The sequence below is a fragment of the Achromobacter sp. MFA1 R4 genome (assembly GCF_900156745.1).
Taxonomy (GTDB): domain Bacteria; phylum Pseudomonadota; class Gammaproteobacteria; order Burkholderiales; family Burkholderiaceae_B; genus Achromobacter.
The window spans coordinates 1,428,871-1,445,053 of the sequence record NZ_LT707065.1 but is presented as its reverse complement, the minus strand read 5'-3'; the positions used below and the strand labels follow the sequence as shown (position 1 = coordinate 1,445,053).

General features: G+C 69.6%; 11 protein-coding genes. 5 read left to right on the top strand and 6 right to left on the bottom strand.

Going from position 1 to position 16,183, the window contains the following annotated elements:
• Positions 1–9 precede the first annotated feature (9 nt).
• Together BXA00_RS06505 and BXA00_RS06500 are read right to left on the bottom strand one after the other, a co-directional pair.
• Positions 10–1,092, bottom strand: a complete 1,083-nt coding sequence (locus BXA00_RS06505) for an ABC transporter substrate-binding protein (protein WP_076517242.1) — start codon at positions 1,090–1,092, stop codon at positions 10–12.
• A gap of 44 nt (positions 1,093–1,136) precedes the next feature.
• A complete protein-coding gene (locus tag BXA00_RS06500; protein WP_076517240.1) occupies positions 1,137–2,564 on the bottom strand; it encodes an FAD-binding oxidoreductase in 1,428 nt (475 codons plus the stop codon).
• 532 nt (positions 2,565–3,096) lie between these two features.
• Here BXA00_RS06500 and proC point away from each other — a divergent pair.
• Positions 3,097–3,903: a pyrroline-5-carboxylate reductase gene (gene proC, locus BXA00_RS06495; RefSeq protein ID WP_076517238.1), complete on the top strand. Its 807-nt coding sequence runs from the start codon at positions 3,097–3,099 to the stop codon at positions 3,901–3,903.
• 35 nt (positions 3,904–3,938) lie between these two features.
• On the opposite strand, the gene BXA00_RS06490 is transcribed toward proC, so the two are convergent.
• Positions 3,939–5,393: an MFS transporter gene (locus BXA00_RS06490; RefSeq protein ID WP_076517236.1), complete on the bottom strand. Its 1,455-nt coding sequence runs from the start codon at positions 5,391–5,393 to the stop codon at positions 3,939–3,941.
• Between the two features lie 96 nt (positions 5,394–5,489).
• On the opposite strand from BXA00_RS06490, the gene BXA00_RS06485 reads away from it, so the two are divergent.
• The 3 genes from BXA00_RS06485 (at position 5,490) to BXA00_RS06475 (ending at position 8,095) form a co-directional block, all read left to right on the top strand.
• Complete coding sequence (locus BXA00_RS06485; protein WP_076517234.1) at positions 5,490–6,368, top strand: helix-turn-helix transcriptional regulator; 879 nt, start codon at positions 5,490–5,492, stop codon at positions 6,366–6,368.
• A 116-nt stretch (positions 6,369–6,484) separates the two neighbouring features.
• The gene (locus tag BXA00_RS29200; protein ID WP_231952223.1) at positions 6,485–7,252 is read left to right on the top strand and encodes a PadR family transcriptional regulator; all 768 of its coding nucleotides are present in this window, start codon (positions 6,485–6,487) and stop codon (positions 7,250–7,252) included.
• Between the two features lie 27 nt (positions 7,253–7,279).
• Complete coding sequence (locus BXA00_RS06475) at positions 7,280–8,095, top strand: siderophore-interacting protein (RefSeq protein ID WP_076517232.1); 816 nt, start codon at positions 7,280–7,282, stop codon at positions 8,093–8,095.
• A gap of 6 nt (positions 8,096–8,101) precedes the next feature.
• Here the strand turns inward: BXA00_RS06475 and BXA00_RS06470 are convergent, their stop codons facing one another.
• Positions 8,102–8,992, bottom strand: coding sequence for a LysR family transcriptional regulator (locus BXA00_RS06470; protein ID WP_076517230.1), 891 nt, complete (start codon positions 8,990–8,992; stop codon positions 8,102–8,104).
• A 102-nt stretch (positions 8,993–9,094) separates the two neighbouring features.
• On the opposite strand from BXA00_RS06470, the gene BXA00_RS06465 reads away from it, so the two are divergent.
• On the top strand, positions 9,095–9,955 hold the full coding sequence (locus BXA00_RS06465) for an oxaloacetate decarboxylase (RefSeq protein ID WP_076517228.1): 861 nt from the start codon (positions 9,095–9,097) through the stop codon (positions 9,953–9,955).
• On the opposite strand, the gene BXA00_RS06460 is transcribed toward BXA00_RS06465, so the two are convergent.
• Positions 9,949–12,837 (bottom strand): WG repeat-containing protein, encoded by a 2,889-nt coding sequence (locus BXA00_RS06460; RefSeq protein ID WP_076521824.1) that lies wholly within the window; start codon positions 12,835–12,837, stop codon positions 9,949–9,951. The two genes, BXA00_RS06465 and BXA00_RS06460, sit on opposite strands and share 7 nt — an antisense overlap.
• A 2-nt stretch (positions 12,838–12,839) precedes the next feature.
• Positions 12,840–15,953 carry a WG repeat-containing protein gene (locus tag BXA00_RS06455; RefSeq protein WP_231952222.1) on the bottom strand — a complete coding sequence of 1,038 codons (3,114 nt, stop codon included), beginning with the start codon at positions 15,951–15,953 and terminating at the stop codon, positions 12,840–12,842.
• Between the last annotated feature and the right edge of the window lie 230 nt (positions 15,954–16,183).

Here is a 16,183-nt window from a genome sequence, read left to right as displayed (position 1 = left end):
GTTGCAGGCTTACTTCAGCACCCAGCCGTTGAAGCGCTCGATCACGTCGCGCTGCTTGTCCAGCCAGTACGCCGCATTGATGTGCAGGCCGTTCTTGATGTTGTCCGGGTGCGTGGGGCAATTGCGCGCCACGTCGGCCTTGATGTAATCGAACGCGGCGGGCTGCGTGACGCCCGCGGCGAAAAACTCCACCAGCGCGGCCTGGCGCTTGGGATCGGAGGCAAACTTGATGAATTCGCGGCACGCGTCGGCGTTGGGCGAGCCCTTCAGGATCGCCCAGTTGTCGCAGCCCCAGATGTTCTGGTCCCACACGATCTGCACCGGCGCGCCATTGGCGGCGGCCGACTGCGCCCGCGACACCCACGTGGCGATCATGTCCACCTCGCCCGAGCCCAGCATCTGCTCGACCTGCGCGCCGGTGTTCCACCACACGTCGACGGACGGCTTGATCTTGTCCAGGCTGGCCAGCGCGCGGTCGATGTCGCACGGATAGACCTTGTCGGTCGGCACGCCGTCGGCCATCAGCGCCTGCTCGATGGTGTCGAACGGGTGCTTGCGCAGGCCGCGGCGCCCCGGAAAGTCCTTCACGTTCCAGAAGTCGGCCCACGAGGCCGGGGCCTTGCGGCCCTTGAAGGCGTCCGTGCGGTAAGCCAGCACCGTGGTGTAGACGTTGTTGCCCACGCCGTAGGGCGACATGTATTGCTTGGGGATGGTGGCCACGACCGGATCGGACTCCAGGCCGTGTTTTTCCAGGTACACCTTGCCGCCTTCGGTCAGCATCAGGATGGCGGGTTGGCTGATCTTGGCCATGTCCCAGGTGTAGTTGCCCGTATCCACCATGCTGCGGATCTGGGCGGTGGGTTCGGCATTGGCCTGCACGCCCACGACCTGGATGCCGGTGGCTTCCGAGAAGGGCTTGTAGAACACCGCGCCATACGCCTTGCTGTAGATCCCGCCGTCGTCGCGCACGACGATGCGCTTGGAGGCGGCGCGCGAGGGCGTCCAGATCATGGGCATGGCCAGCGCGGCGGCGCCGGCGGCGACGGTCTTGAGCGCGTTGCGGCGCGAGGCGTTGTGGGAGGTCGATTTCATGGAAGACTCCTGCGGGTCAAAGACGACGGATCGGGAACGACGGCTCAGGGCAGCAAGCGGCCGGGATTGAAGAGGTGGGAGGGATCGAAGGTGGCTTTCAGCGCGCGCATCATGTCCAGTTCGACGGCGGACTTGTAGTGCGCCATCTCGGCCAGCGACGTGCGGCCCACGCCGTGTTCGGCGCTGAACGTGCCGCCCAATGCATCGGCCACGTCGTTGACGGCGCGCCGGATGGCGGCGGCCATGGCGTCGCGGTCGGGCAGCGCATCCCAGGCGGCGAAGGTGAAGAAAGGAATGAAATGGACGTTGCCGTCGCCCAGATGCGCCACGATCAGCACGGGCAGGTCTGGCACCAGGCGGCGCACGGCGAGGGTGGCTTCATCGATGAAGCGCGGGACGCTGGACACGGGCACCGCGCTGTCGGTGGTCAGGCCGACGCCCGCCTTCTTGTTGCCTTCCGACACGCTGTGGCGCACTTCCCAGAGCGCGGCGCGCTGCGTGTCGTTGCTGGCCACCACCGCGTCGTGCAGCAGGCCCTGCTCGGAAGCCTGTTCCAGGATCTGTTGCAGCAGGTCCTGCAGGCCGGCGCCGTCGCCGGTGTCGGACAGTTCGACCAGCACGTGCCAGGGATGCGCGCCGGCCAGCGGATTCTTGCGGCCGGGCACGTGTTCCATCACGACGTCGAGTTGGTTGCGGTCGATCATCTCGAAGGCCGACAGGCGCGAGCCGCAGGCATCCTGGAACCGGCCCAGGATGTCCAGCGCGGCCTGCGGACTGTCGGGCGCCAGCCACGCCACGGCGTGGGCGGTGGGCAGCGGATGCAGCTTGAGCACGGCGGCGGTGACGATGCCCATCGTGCCCTCGGCGCCGATGAACAGGTGCTTCAGGTCGAAACCCGTGTTGTTCTTGCGCAGGGCGGTCATGCCATTCCAGATGCGGCCGTCCGGCAGCACCACCTCCAGGCCCAGGATGTTGTCGCGCGTATTGCCGTAGCGCAGCACGCCCGTGCCGCCCGCATTGGTCGCGATGGTGCCGCCGATCTGGCACGAGCCTTCCGCGCCCAGGCTGATCGGATAGAGACGGCCGCTCGCGGCGGCGGCTTCCTGGATCGTGGCCAGCACGCAGCCGGCTTCGACCTGCATGGAGTTGTTCGCCGCGTCGATGCCGCGGATCCTGCGCATGCGGGACAGGTTCACGATGACGGGCGGGGTGCCGTCCGCCGCCGGGACCGCGCCGCCGCACAGACTGGTGTTGCCGCCTTGCGGCAGCAACGGCGTGCCGTGCAGGTTGCACAGGCGCACGATGTCCGACACCTGCTGCGTACTGCCGGGCAGGGCCACGCACAGCGCCGGGCCCTTGTACCGGCCGCGCCAGTCCTCGGTGTAGCCGGCGGTGTCGGCTTCGGAATGAAGAATGGCGTCCTGGCCCAGTGCCTGGGTCAACGCGTCTAGCAGGGTGATGCCGTTGGTCATGTCTGTGGTCCCGAATGGAGCGGGCGCGTCGGTGCACGCCCCAGCGCATTGAGGCACAGCATACGATTACTTAAATCGCTTTTCGATTTGATTAATCGTCATGCAATTGATTCTAGGGTATGTCCTAGGCGTTGAAACCGCAGGTCGACGCGGGGGCTGCACAAGAGGACTTGGACGCGGTCCGCGATTCTGGCAAGGTTGCGCGCGGATGTCCCGGCCGCAGGCCCGCTGTCGTGCGGTCTAATGGGTGACCCGGATTGCTCCCGCCGGATCGAGCGAAATACAATTGGATCGCTCGAAATGCAATTTATAAGGCATCCCCTGGGCGGACAGCCGGCGGTTCGGATCCGGGTACGGCCGCAACGGGCTATCCGCCGCGCCGGGACGCGGCCACGCGGCCCTGGCGATTCTGCGCGACGAACGGGACAATGCCGCTTAGACTCGGGGCCGCACCTGGCAGGCGCAGGACGCCCAGGCCGTGCGCAAGCGAGAGACCCGACCTGCAATCCCTATTCCGGAACTGAAAAGCATCATGCGTGAAAAGATCGTCTTCATCGGCGGCGGCAATATGGCCTCCGCCATCATCGACGGCCTGCTCGGCCAGGGCCGGGCGCTGACTGATTTCCTGGTGGTCGAGCCCTATGCGCCCACGCGCGAGGCGCTGACCGCGCGCGGCCTGCCGTGCCAGGAGACCGTCACCGCCGACATCGCCGGCGCCGCGCTGTGCGTGCTGGCCACCAAGCCGCAGGTGCTGCGCGAAGCCTGCGGCCAGGTGCGCCAGCATTTGCCCGCCGAAGCCACCGTGGTCAGCATCGCCGCGGGCGTCGAACTTGCCGCGCTGTCGGACTGGCTTGGCGGCCACGCGCGCATCGTGCGCGCCATGCCGAACACGCCGGCCAAGGTGGGCCTGGGCATGACCGGCCTGTACGCCACGCCGGCCTGCGGCCAAGCCGAGCGCGATCGGGTCGACGCGCTGTTCGCCGCCGTCGGCGAACGCATCTGGACCGAGACCGAAGCCATGATCGACGCCGTCACCGCGGTGACGGGCAGCGGTCCCGGCTACGTGTTCCACTTCATGGCGGCGCTGGAAAAGGGCGCCGTGGAGCTGGGCTTCGCGCCGGCCGACGCCCGCCGCCTGGCGGTCGCGACGTTCCGCGGCGCGGCCGGACTGGCAGCCAGCGAGGATGTGCCGCTGACCGAATTGCAGGAGCGCGTCACCTCCAAGGGCGGCACCACCTATGCCGCGCTGTCGCACATGCAGGAAGCGGGCGTGGCCGTGGCCATCGCGCAGGCCGTGCACAAGGCCGAGCAGCGCGCGCGCGAACTGTCGGCGGGGTAGGGCCCCAGGGCCCGGCCCGGCGGCGCGCCGGACCATCAGCGTCGCCGCCCCAACAGCCACAGCAAAGCGGCCGCCGCCAGGATGGCCGCGACGTTGAACTGCATGGCCGAGGCGAACGCGTGCGCATGGCGCTCGGCCACGCTCGCGTGCGCGTACGCCTCCAGCGTGCCGCCATACAGCATGCCGGCGGCCGACACCCCCAGCGCGGCGCCCACCTGCTGCAAGGTCGAGACCACGCCTGCCGCCATGCCGGCCTGGAGGTCCTGGACCAGCCCCATCGCCAGATTCACCAGCGGCGTGTTGACGGCGCCCTGCGCCGCGCCCAGCCACACCAGCGCCGGCAGCAGCGACCAGGGCTCCAGATGGGCGCCGGCGCTGCCCGTCTGCAGCATCAGCGCGGCCGTGGCCCCGCCGTACAGCAGGGCGGCCAGCGCGATCGCCCGCGTTCCGTACCTGGCGACCAGCCGCGGCGCGGCCATCGACCCCGCCACGAACCCGACGCTGGCCGGCGCAAAGATCAGGCCGGCCGTCAGCGCGTCGCGTCCGAAGCCGGTCTGCACCAGCAAGGCATAGCAAAGAAACATGGCGCTGGCGGTGGAGAACACCAGCATTACGACGAGGCACCCCGCCGCAAAGCGGGGCTGCGCCAGCAAGGCCATGTCCACCAGCGGCGCGCCGCCCCGCGCGGCGATGCGGCGCTGCAGTCGCGCGAAGGCCGCCAGCGCGGCCGCCGATGCCGCGCCGCAGGCCAGTGTCCAGGCCGGCCATTGACGCGCGGGGCCCTCGATCAGCGCGAGCAGCAGCAACGCCAGTCCCAGCCCCACCAGCACCGCGCCGCGCCAATCCATCGCCGCGCCCGAGGGCTCGACGGACTCGGGCATATGGCGAGCCAGCCAGCAAGCCAGCAGCCCCAAGGGCAGGTTGACGAGGAAGATGGCGCGCCACGCCAGGCCGAACAGATCGGCATGGACGATCCATCCGCCGAGCACCTGTCCGGCGATGGCGGCCAGCCCCAGCGTCATGCCCAGCAACCCGAACGCCCGCCGCCGCGCGTGTCCGTCGTAGCTGACGCGGATCAGCGCATACACCTGCGGGAACAGCATCGCCGCGGCCGCGCCTTGCAGGATGCGCGCGGCGATCAATGTGCCGGGCGTGGGCGCCAGGCCGCACAGCGCGGACGCCAACGCAAAGCCCGCCATGCCCAGCATGAACAGCCGGCGCCTGCCGTGCCGGTCGCCCAGCCGGCTGCCCGCGACCAGCAGCATCCCGTACGCCAATTCGTAGGCGGCAATGATGAAGTTGATCTGCGCGAAGCTGGCCGACAGCGTGGCTTGCATGCTGGGTATGGCCACGTTCACGACGAAGAGGTCGAAGATCGTGATGAAGCCGCCGGAGAGCAGCACGGCCAGGCCGAGACGGCCCAGGGCCGGGGTGCCGGCGTGCGCGGCGGGGGCGGGTTGGCAGGCGGAGGGGAGGGTGGAGGTCGTCATGAAAGCGCCAGGAAAGTTCAGATCGGCGCTATTCTGGGCGGGCTTTTAGCCTTATACAATTTAGCTGCTTATGCTATTACTGCCTGCAATATGTCCATGACAGCACCTGCCCCTGTCCCCCGGTTGGCGCGCACGCGCGCCGACCTGTCCGAATTCCTGCGGCTGCGCCGCGAACGTCTCAGCCCCGCCGACCTCGGCCTGCCGCCCGGCCGTCGCCGCCGCACGCCCGGGCTGCGCCGGGAGGAGGTCGCGGCGCTGGCGGGTGTCGGACTGGCCTGGTACACGTGGTTCGAACAGGGCCGCAACATCAGCGTGTCGGCCGCCTTCCTGGAAAACCTGGCGCGCGTGCTGCGGCTGGACGATGCGGAGCGCCGCCACCTGTACCTGCTGGCGCACCAGCGTCCGCCCGCCGAGACCGGCCGCACGTGGTGCACGGTGCCCGCGCAGGTGCGCCGCCTGATGGATGACCTGCCCACGCGGCCGGCCTACATCCTGAACCTGCGCTGGGACGTGGTGCTGTTTAACCCCGCCGCGGACAAGGTGTTCGGTTTTTCGGCGCAGGCGCCTGGGCGCCGCAACCTGCTCTGGATGCTGTTCGTGGACCCTGCGATGCGCACCCGCTTCGTGGATTGGGCGGCGCAGGCGCCCCGCATGCTGTCCTCGTTCCGGCGCGATTTCGCCAGCGCCGCCGGCGTGTCCGACATCGCCGAGCTGGTCGACGAGCTGGAACGGGTCTCGCCCGATTTCCAGTCATGGTGGCGCGAGCACGACGTGCATGGCGCCTGCATGGGCCTGCGCAGCCTGCACGTGGAGCCGCTGGGCGATATCGCGTTCGAGCACGCCACGCTGAGTGTCGATGAAAGCCGCCATCTGCGGCTGGTCGTCTACGCGCCCGCGCCGGACGAGCCCAAGGCGGCGGACTTCGCCCGCTGGGTGCAAGCCAGCCCGCCGGCGTCGGGTGGCCCGGCGGGGTAGGCGGGTTGCGCGGGGTCTGGCGGGGTTGACGGCAACCAGTCTGTAGATATATCGTAAGAGCTATATCGTAAGATACATCGTCAGATGCATCGTCAGATACATCGCCGGAGCCCAACATGCGCCATTCCCATTTCATCGCCGCGTTCCAACGCGCCCTCGAGGGCCGCCACGGCCACGGACGCCACGGCCATTTCCACCCTCACGGCCCGCTTCCGCACGGGCTCGAGTGCCATCATCCTGCCTCTCCCCACGGCGCGCGTCCTCACCCCCGTCACGCCAGCGCGGGCGGCGACTGGTTCTCCGGGGCCCAGGACGGCCGCGGCGACGCCGATGGCTTTGGGGGCGACGGCCGCGGTTTCACCCGCAGCCGCAAGGTGTCCAGCGACGACCTGCAGCTCATGCTGCTGGGCCTGCTGGAACAGAACCCCAGCCACGGCTATGAACTCATCAAGGCGCTGGGCGCATTGAGCAACGGCTTCTACACGCCCAGCCCCGGCATGGTCTACCCCGCGCTGACCTATCTGGAAGAACTGGGCTACGCCACGGTCGAGCAGGAGGGGACCAAGAAGCGCTACCACCTGTCCGAGCCCGGCCGCGCGCACCTGGATGCCAACCGCGAGCGCCTGGAGCTGATGTTCAACAAGCTCAAGCACGTGGCCCGCAAGATGGACTGGATGCGCCAGGCCTGGAGCGGCGAGCCGCGCAGCACCGGTCCCGAGGGCGAGGATGCCCGCACCGGCTGGCTGCCCGAATTCGTGGCGGCGCGCCAAGCGCTCAAGCGCGCGCTGCTGGACCGCACCGACGCCTCCCCCGCCGAACAACGACGCATCGCCGCCATCCTGGCGCGTGCGACCGACGCAATCACCGGCAAGTCCGGCAACTGATCGCGTCCCCCACACTCTGGAGTTCCCATGACCCGTAGCGACCTGAACGTCGAGCGCGTTCGCCACCCCCTGAAGATGCGCCTGCTGACCGTGACGCGCGTGGAGCGCATCGCCGGCCTGCTGGCGCGCATCACCTTCACCGGCGAGGACCTGCAGGACTTCGTGTCCGCGTCCTTCGATGACCACGTGAAAGTCTTTTTCCCCGCCGATCCCGCGCTGGCGCCGGTGCTGCCCACCGCCGGGCCCGACGGCATCAAGTTCCCCGAGGGCGTGCCGCGGCCCGCCGCGCGCGACTACACGCCGCGCCGCTTCGATACCGCGCGCCAGGAGCTTGAGATCGAATTCGTGCTGCACGGCGACGGCCCCGCCTCGACCTGGGCCGAGCAGGCCCGGCCGGGCCAGCAGTTGGGCATCGGCGGCCCGCGCGGTTCGTTCGTGGTGCCCAAGGCGTTCGACTGGCATGTGCTGATCGGCGACGAGACCGCGCTGCCCGCCATCGCCCGCCGGCTTGAAGAACTGCCCGCAACGGCGCAGGCGCTGGTGCTGATCGAAGTTCCGGCGCAGGCCAATGAAATCCCGCTGCCCACGTCCGCCAAGGCCACCGTGCGCTGGCTGCACCGCAACAGCACCGCGCCGGGCTACAGCACGCTGTTGCTCGAAGCCGCGCGTGACCTGGCGCTGCCGCAGGGCGAGGGGTATGTGTGGGTCGCGGCGGAATCCTCTACCGCCAAGGCCGTGCGCGAGATCATGGTGGCGCAGCACGGCATCGACAAAAGCCGCATCCGCGCCGCCAGCTACTGGAAGCGCGGCGCGGTCGCCGTGCATGAATCGCACGACGACTGAAGCGCGTCACTGGCTGCGGGATTCGCGCGCCAGCGCAAGCAGGTTCGCCGCCCGCGCCCCGGGCGCGTGCTGGCGCAGCGCCAGCCCCAGCACCGCCCGGGGCCCGTCCAGCGCGAAGGGGCGGTAGACCACGCCATCGGGCCGCAGGTGCCGCAGCGATGCCGGCACGATCGCCACGCCCATCCCCGCCGCCACCAGATTCACCGCCGATGACAACTGCGGCGCCTGCTGGCCGATGCGCGGACTCAGGCCCTGCTGCCGGCACGCCGCCATGATGTCCGCGCTGAGCCCGTAGCCCGACTTGCGGGAATACAGGATGAAGTGCTCGCGCGCCAGGTCGGCGGGCGCGAGGCGCTTGCGGCGCGCTAGCGCATGTCCCAGCGGCAGCGCCACCACCAGCGGTTCTTCAATCAGTTGCGTGAACGCCAGTCCGCCTTCCAGCGCGAAGGGCGGCCGCACGAACGCGGCATCTATCGCGCCTTCGCGCAGCCGCGCCACCAGCGTTTCGCTGTCGCCTTGCGACAGCGTCATCTCGACTTCCGGGTAGCGCTCGCGGTATTGGCGGATCAGTTCGGTCACCACGCCGTTAAAGGACGCCGACTCGGTAAATCCCAATGTCAGTTCGCCGACCTCGCCGCGTGCCGCGCGCCGGGCCGTGCGCATCGCGGCGTCCGCGCGTTGCAGGATGTCTTGCGCGCACACAAGAAGCGCGCGGCCCGCGTCGTTGAGCGCGACGCCCCGCCCCGTGCGGTCAAAGAGCGGCGTGCCCACTTCCTGTTCAAGCTGGCGTATCTGCTGGCTGAGCGGCGGCTGCGCCATGCCCAGCAGCTCGGCCGCGCGCGTGAAATGCTGGGCCTCGGCCGTGACGACGAAATAGCGGAGATGGCGCAGTTCCATACAGATACCTAAAAAATACTGATCAGCAAGTTTTCATATATTGGACATTCTAGTCTGGCGCGCCGATCATGCCTGCATCGTCAATCGCATCGAAGGAAATCCATGACCGCCACCCCGAATCCCGGCGCGCTGCTGCGCCAGCGCCTGTCTGAAGACATCGTCGTCGCGCCCGGCGCCTACGACGGCCTGTCCGCGCGGCTGGTCGCCGCGGCGGGCTTTTCGGCCGTCTACGCCAGCGGCGGCGCCATCGCCCGCGCGGCGGGCTATCCCGATATCGGCCTGCTCAGCTTCACGGAGGTGATGGACCGCGTGGAAAAAATCGTCGACGCCAGCGGCCTGCCCGTGGTGGCGGACGCGGACACGGGGTTTGGCGGATCGGCCAATGTAGAGCGCACCGTGCGCCTGATGGAACGCGCGGGCGTGGCCGCATTCCATATCGAAGACCAGTCCTTTCCCAAGCGTTGCGGCCACCTGGACGACAAAAGCCTGGTGGACGCCGACGAGATGTGCCGCAAGGTCCACATCGCGCGCCAGACGCTGGCCGACGCGGACACGCTGGTCATTGCGCGCACCGACGCGATCGCGGTGGAAGGCTTCGACGCTGCCATCGCCCGCGCCGAGCGCTATCTGAAGGCGGGCGCCGACATGATCTTCGTCGAGGCGCCCGAGACGCTGGCGCAGATCCGCGCCATCGCCGAGCGGCTGCCCGGCCTGAAGCTCATCAACATGTTCTACGGCGGCAAGACGCCGCTGGTGCCGCTGCCGGACCTGGCCGAGATGGGCTATCGCCTGGCGATCATTCCGTCGGACCTGCAGCGCGCGGCCATCCATGCGATGCAGGCCACGCTGCAAGCCATCCGGCAGACGGGCGACAGCAGCGCGCTGGCGGACCGCCTGACCAGCTTCAAGGAGCGTGAAGAGATCGTGCAGACCCGCCGTTATCTGGCGCTGGACGCTCAGTAGGCGCTGGCCTGAGGACGGTCCTTGCAGCCGTGGGGCATGCGCAGCGGCCACAGGCGCTGCCCGGCGGCGCCGTACAGCGTGCGGATGCCGCACTGCATCTGCACGTAGGCGAGCCGATGGCCGGTGTCGTCGATGATCTGCGACACGTCATCCGTGGAGACCACGGCGCGCTGTTGCGAGAAGCCCGACACCGCCTGGAAGTCTGCCGGGATGGCGAACTCGCCCTCGCGGTTCACGTAGCCATAGCTGCGGTCCTTGCGGGCGGGCGCCAGGCCTTCGCGCATCGCGCCCAGCGCGTCGAAGGCGGGCCCCACCAGCGTGCCCCGGGTGTCCACCCAGCGCACCCCGCCGCCGGACAGTTGCGTCACGGCGCGGCCTTCCGAGAACGCCGATGCCAGGCCGTCGACCGTGAGCCGGGGCTTGCCCGAGAGGTCGGTGTAGTCGGTCCGGGTCCCGCGGTCCGTCGCGTAATGGCGCAGCAGCATGTCGGAGCGGCGCGGCCAGACCCATTCGCCCTTGGGCAAGGTCGCTAGGGTCTTGCCGTTGGCGTCGATGATGCGCGTGCCGGCGGCGTCCATCGCCAGGGCCCGCGCGGGCGCGCCCCGGAAGTCGGTTGCGGTCCAGGCCGCGGGTTCGATCTGCCAGGCGCCGCTGGCGTTCAGGTAGCCCTGGCGGTCGGGGCGGCGGATCTCCATCCAGTCGCCCAGGCGGATGTAGTCGGCGTCCTTCATGTCCAGCGCGTCCGAGCCGTCCGGCGAGATGATCCAGCGGCGTTCGCGATTGCCCGCGCTGAGCGAGCCATCTCCGAAGTCGCCGATCTGCAAGCCGGGCATGAAGGCGGTCAGCGCCTTGCCTTGCGCATTGAAGACGGCGGCGGGGCGGTCGGATTCGTACTCCTGCTTGCCGGGTTGCGAGACCCGCCACAGCATGTCGTTCACGCGTTCGACGTCGTGATGGCTGGCCGGCAGGATCCACCGGCCCTGCATGTCGATGACGCCGACGCGGCCCGCGCCCAGCGCGGCGACCGCCTGGCCGTTGCGGAAGTCGCCGATGCGGCTGAACGCGGGCGCGGCCAGTTCCTTGCCGGCGACGAAGTCGTACAGCCCCCACGGCGCGCCGTCGGCCGCCGTCTTCAGGAAGCGCACCACGCCGGGCGCCACGACCTGCGAATCAAAGTTCTCCGGCAGCGCGTAGGTCTTGCCCGCGCGATCGATCATCCGCACCACGCCGTCGCCATAGACCTGCGCGTAACCGTGGCGGAACATGCCGATGTGCTGCTGAACGGGCAGGTCCAGCGCCTGGCCGCGCGCATCCAGCAGCACCATGCCTGCGTCGGTCTCGGCCGCGTAGCGCAACTGGTCCGCCTTGATCGGGGCATCGGCCTGGCCGCCGGCCTCGTCCAGCGGCGTGACCGCAGACCACGAGGCATCGGTCACGATGCTGCCGTCCGCCAGCAGCAGGCCCACCTCCACGTCATCGCACTGGCAATGGCTTTGCCCGAGCAGGCCCAGCGGACCGCCCGGCACGCCGCCCGGCAGCGGCGTCAGCGGCCGGTCCCGTAGCGCCGCCACGGTCTCGGGCTTGAGCAGCGCCTTGCCCTCGCGGTCCACCACGTTGAGCAGCTCGTCCTGCGCGCCGGACAGCCACAGATTGCCCTCGCGCACCGCGATGCGGCGGGCGTCTGCCAGCCAGGCAGGCGCGGTGGCGCCGTGCAGCCAGGCGCCCGAGGGCGTCAGCAGGCCGGCGGCCCGGCTGGAGCCATCCACGAACAGCACATAGCCCTCCATTTCGTCAGTGGCCGACAAGCCCTGGCCCAGCGTGACGGGGGTCTTGTGTCCCGGGACCAGCGCCACGAGCTGGTCGCCCGACGGGTACACAATGATGTCGGCATGGCGCTGCGAGGCGTGGCCTTCGTCCTGCGTCAGCGTGGCGACGACCGTGCCATCGCGGTCCAGCACCGCAAAGCCGGCCTGGCGTGGCAGCGCCGCGCTGAAGAACGCCGTGCCCACCGGATTCATGCTTTCGTACTGCTGGCCGGCGCCGATGAGCTTGCCGTCGGCGGTCACCATCATCGAGCCTTCTGCGCCGTAGCCGGTGGCCACGCCTGCGCCTTCCTGCACGTAGATGTCGTCCAGCACCGGCTCCACGACCCAGTTCCAGTCCTTGTCCACCACGCCGTACTTCGCCTGGCCATCGGAGGCGACGTACAGGCCCTTGTCGCCCAGCGGCCGCGTGATCACGACGCCGGCGCCGCCGTAGCGGCGTTCGCCGGAGGCCGAGCGGTACTCTTCCCGGTACTGGACGGTCGCCCGCGCGGGCACGCCGTCGGACAGGCGCACGTCGCGCACGACTTCCTCGAACGGCTGGCCGACCGGATTGCCCTGGCGGTCGATCAGCATGGGCCTGCCGTCCAGGGTGGCCACCGCCAGTCCGACTTCGACAAAGTCCTGCACCGCGTCATAGCGCGGCCGCACCGCCATGCGGCCCCTGGTGTCGATGAAGCCCCATTTTCCCTGCCACTGCACCGCGGCCAGTCCATGGCGGAAGTCGCGCACCGCCTCGAAGATGGGCTTGATCGCGACGCGGCCATCTGGGTCCAGAAAGCCCCAGGCATGGCGGCGCAGCGAGAAATCGTGCGGCACGCGGTCGATGTTCTCGATGGCCGAAGGCAGCAGCACCGCGGCGCGCTCGTCGTGCAGGTCCCGGATGCACCCGTTGCCGAAGGGACTGCGTGAGGCGATGTCGTCGGCGGCGGGATAGGCCTCGTAGAAGACCTCGCCCAGGCAGTACACATGGCCGGAATACGCCTGCGCGGACAGGGACGCGCCCAGCGCGGCCAGGGCGCAGGCGATGCGGGTGGTGCGAAGCACACGTGACGTCATGATCATTCTGCGTTGGCTTGTTCGGTTGCGGGAGGGGTGATGCCGGCGGCCTCGGGGCAATCGAGTTTGCGCGGCGGCCAGCTCTGCCTGTCCTGGGCGTCCACGATCACCATCGTGCCGCACAGCAGGCCGAACAGCGCGGTGGTCTTGCCCTTGGTGTCGATGTATTCGACCAGCCGGGTGCGGCGCACCAGCGCGCGCCCCTCGTGGAAGTCGTCGGCCCACGTGAACGCGGGCGCGATGGCGTAGCGTCCGGTCAGGTCGATGTAGCCGTACTGCTTGCCGGTGCGCGCCAGGCGGCGGGCCCGGGCGAGCCCGTCCTTCAAAGGGCCGAGATAGTCGAAGTGCGCGCCCACGACGCGCTTGCCGTCCGCGTCGATGAACCCGTACTTGTTCCGGGCATCGCTGTAGGGCACCACGCCTTCGCTGGCCTTGTCGGCGTCGACCGCGTAGCGGCCCGGCAGCCGCGCGATCTCGCGGCCCTGCAGGTCCACCATGATGCTGGACGAATCCTCGCTGTCATTGAAGACGACGCGCCGCATCGACGCCAGCGGCGTGCCGTCGCCCCACTTTTCCAGCACGGTCCTGCCGGTCTGGTCGATCACGCGGTAGCCCGGTCCGAGGTAGGCGCGCGCCAGGCCTTCGGGCTGCGCAAAGAACGGATTGAATTCGCCATAGCGCGCGGGCACCTTCAGGTTGCCGCGCGCGTCGATGGCGCCTTCGCGCTCGTCGTACTCGACGTGGATCCAGTCCCCGTATTGCTGCGTGCGCGCCGCGCGGCCGTTCGAGACGCGCAGGGCGGCGCCCTGCGCGTCGAACAGCACGGCGCTCTCGTCGGCCAACTCGCCCAGGTAGCGTCCGTCCTGCAGTTTCTGCGGCTTGCCGATCACGGGTTCGCTCGCTTTGCCCGTGCGCAGGTTGATCACGCGGTAGGCGCTTTCGCGATAGCCGCCGCTTTCGCGCTTGGCGTCGGGCGCATCCACCAGCATGAGGCCGTTGCCCAGGTATTCCAGGTCGTACGCGCCGTCGTACCGGGCGGGCAGCACCCACTTGCCCTGCCGGTCGACCACGCCCCAGCGGCCCTGGTCCTGCACCTTGGCCCAGTCGTCCTCGAACTCCTCGATCTGGTCGTAGACCGGCTTGAGCATCGGCGCGCCCTTGCGCAGGTTCCAGATGCCCCAGCGGCGCTGGCGGTTTTCGTTCATGGCGCGGTAATGCAGCAGGTCGCCATCGATGCGCGACGCTTCTTCCAGCACCTCGGCCGGGACGGGCACCTTCTGGCCGCGGGCATCGATCAAGTCGGCTTCGCGGCGGTCCATGTCCTTCGTGCGGGCCCAGGTGTAGGCGCCCTTGAAAGGGCGCATCTCGGCGTACCGCGGCTCGACGGCCCACGCGCCGTCGGGACCGATTGCGCCGACTTGGTACTGCCGGGTGCGCGCGACGATCGGCAGCGCGACGTCGTAGGTGTCGATGCTGTCCCACTCGGGATTGGTCACGATGGCGCCCGCGGCGGTCAGCACCCCCAGCGGTTTGTCGTCGTCGAGGGGACGCAGCAGCGCCAGCGGCGCATCGGCATTGCCGGCGGCTTCGCGTCCGTAATGGAACGCGCTGACCTCGTAGCCGCGCAGGCGGGAGAGGGAGGCCTCATCCAGCATGGCGCGGCCGTCGCGGGCGTAGATCTGGTAGAGCGATGGGTCATCGTCGGCGGCGAGGGCCGCGTCCTGCGCGGTGTCGTAGGAGGCCGTGGCCGCGTCGCTGGCGGCTTGCGTCGCGGCATCGCCGGCCTGGGCCGCCACTGGCGGGTCCACGAAGGCGGCTGCGGTTTCGGCCGCTGACGCCGCCTGCATCGCGTCCGCAGCGGCCTCTGCCTCGGGGTTTGCCTCTGCCTCTGCCTCCTTGGCCGCCGCCGCGTCCCCACCGGCCTGCGCCGCGTCGGCCGCATGCATCGTATCGGCGGTGGAGTCCGCCGCCGGCCCCGCTGGCGCGCCGTACACCCACGCGCGCCCGTCGTGGATTTTCACCTCGCCGTTGCGCAGCGCCAGAAGCTGCACGCCGCCTGCGGGGTCGATCAGCAGCGTCATGCCCGGTTCGGAGGCGATGCGCCATCCCTCGCGCTGCGCCACGCCCAGGTAGTCGTCGCGAAACACGTGCAGGGGCTGGAGTTCTCCGTCCAGCAGCGACGTGCCGCCGTTGGCATCCGCTTTGGCCAGCCATACGCCCGGCGCCAGCAGTTCGACGCTGGTGTAGCGCTGCGTCGACAGCGGCTCGCCGCGCAGGTCGACGAATTCCCAGGCGCGCTCGCGATTCACGGCCACCACGTCACCGTCGCGCAGCGGCGGGGCGAAGGAACGCAAGGTTTGCGGAGCGACCGCCCATGCGCCGTGGCGGTCCAGCAGCCCCCACCAGCCGCCGTAGCGCGAGCCGCGCGCCTGCGCGGGCAGATAGCCGCCGCTGGGCGCGGCCAGCGCCATCACGTCCTCGGGCAGCGCGGCCGGCTTGCCGGTCGTGGTGTTGAACAGGCTGGGCGGTGTCGGGATCTCCATGGCCGCCAGCGTCTGGCCGGGTGCAAAGCCCGACGTGCGCGTGCCCAGCGCAAAGGTCTTGAGCACTTTGCCGTGGCGGTCGATCAGCACGTCCTGGCCGTTTTCCTCGGCCAGCGCCGTGCCCTGCGCGTTGAACCCCGTGGCTTCCGAGAACCGCGGCTCGATGGCCCAGCGTCCCTGTCGGTCGATGTAGCCCCAGAGGTCGTCCCGGCTGACCGCGGCCAGTCCGTTCTGGAAGGGCCGGGCGTCCGAGTACGCGGGCGCGATGGCCATGGCGCCCTGCTTGTCGATATAGCCCCAGGCGGCCGATTCGCCATCGGCGGTGCCCACCAGCACGGCGGCCAGGCCTTCCTGGTAGGGCTGATTGCACGGCGTGCCGGCGCCTTCGCCGACGTAGTTCAGGCCGCATTGCTGCGTCCAATCGGGCTGCGCGTGCGCGCCGGCGGGCGCCAGCAGCGCCAATCCGGCCAGCGCCGCGGCGAGCGCCAGGGGCCTGAAGAACGGCGCCGCCGTCATGGTTTGCGGGCGCGGCCAGGAACCGCGGAAGTGAAAGTGCCAGACCGGGCGTGCCACATGAGTCAATGCCTGCCGAGGTGAATGGAGAAGGCAGCACTGTAACCAGCGTTACCAGGGACAGATCGCCTTAGATGTAACCATAGAAAACGAAGCGTTAACGTCCGCGGCCGCTGTCCGGTCAGAGGGGGCGCCCGGATCGCATTCCGCCCGCGCATGCAGCCGGCAAAAATTAATCGGTTGAAGCGCCCGGGCGGCGCCCCTGTAATAGAGCCGGCGCCCGCCTGCTG

Coding starts and splice junctions, on each gene's coding strand:
- BXA00_RS06470 (WP_076517230.1), bottom strand. CDS start 8,992: ATGGAACTGCGCCATCTCCGCTATTTCGTCGTCACGGCCGAGGCCCAG.
- BXA00_RS06485 (WP_076517234.1), top strand. CDS start 5,490: ATGACAGCACCTGCCCCTGTCCCCCGGTTGGCGCGCACGCGCGCCGAC.
- BXA00_RS06465 (WP_076517228.1), top strand. CDS start 9,095: ATGACCGCCACCCCGAATCCCGGCGCGCTGCTGCGCCAGCGCCTGTCT.
- BXA00_RS06500 (WP_076517240.1), bottom strand. CDS start 2,564: ATGACCAACGGCATCACCCTGCTAGACGCGTTGACCCAGGCACTGGGC.
- BXA00_RS06490 (WP_076517236.1), bottom strand. CDS start 5,393: ATGACGACCTCCACCCTCCCCTCCGCCTGCCAACCCGCCCCCGCCGCG.
- BXA00_RS06475 (WP_076517232.1), top strand. CDS start 7,280: ATGACCCGTAGCGACCTGAACGTCGAGCGCGTTCGCCACCCCCTGAAG.
- BXA00_RS06505 (WP_076517242.1), bottom strand. CDS start 1,092: ATGAAATCGACCTCCCACAACGCCTCGCGCCGCAACGCGCTCAAGACC.
- BXA00_RS06460 (WP_076521824.1), bottom strand. CDS start 12,837: ATGACGTCACGTGTGCTTCGCACCACCCGCATCGCCTGCGCCCTGGCC.
- proC (WP_076517238.1), top strand. CDS start 3,097: ATGCGTGAAAAGATCGTCTTCATCGGCGGCGGCAATATGGCCTCCGCC.
- BXA00_RS29200 (WP_231952223.1), top strand. CDS start 6,485: ATGCGCCATTCCCATTTCATCGCCGCGTTCCAACGCGCCCTCGAGGGC.